We start from the raw sequence: 717 nt of genomic DNA on the forward strand, positions 1-717 counted from the left end.
GCCGCCATCGTCGGAACGCYGCCCGGAGCCGGCTCGCTCCCACAGTGGATCGCGTTGCCGACTGCACTGGGCTAAGGTATTTGCAAAGCCCTGACACATCGAGCCTCCATGCCTTTCCTCGCCCGTACCCACCCTCGCCTGTCTTCAGCCACCGTCCTGGGTATTGCGACAGGTATTCTGGTTCCTGCCGATACAGTCGTCGGAAAAATCCTCATCGGCTGGAATGCCGGGGTCTGGACTTATCTGATCCTGATGCTGTGGCTCACCACACGGGCCAAGGCGCCAGACGTGAAGCGCATCGCCGAGATCGAAGACGAAAACGCCGGGCTGGTCCTGTTTATGGTGTGTATCGCAGCGCTTGCCAGCCTGGCCACCATTACCTATGAACTGGCTGGCAACACAGACCTGGATAACACGCGCAAGTGGCTGCATTACGGCTTTACCGCGCTAAGCGTCATCGGTTCGTGGCTGCTGATCGGGGTGATTTTCAGCGTGCACTACGCCCGTTTGTTTTACACATGGGACGGCAAAGACTTGGCGCTACACTTTGCCGAGGGGCTGGATAACCCTGATTACTGGGACTTCCTGTACTTTTCCTTCACCATTGGCGTGGCGGTGCAGACCTCGGATGTCAGCGTGACGACGCCGCAGATGCGCAAGATTGTGCTGGCGCAGTCGCTGATCGGCTTTGTGTTCAATACAGCGATACTCGGGTTT

General features: G+C 58.1%; 1 protein-coding gene. It reads left to right on the plus strand.

Translation table 11 applies throughout. From position 1 onward, the window contains the following. Positions 1-108 precede the first annotated feature (108 nt). Positions 109-717 (plus strand): DUF1345 domain-containing protein (locus tag AC1DRJ_RS30955; RefSeq protein WP_477805461.1); only part of this gene is annotated, 609 nt, incomplete at its 3' end.

This window comes from Pseudomonas sp. P5_B2, from assembly GCF_056400445.1.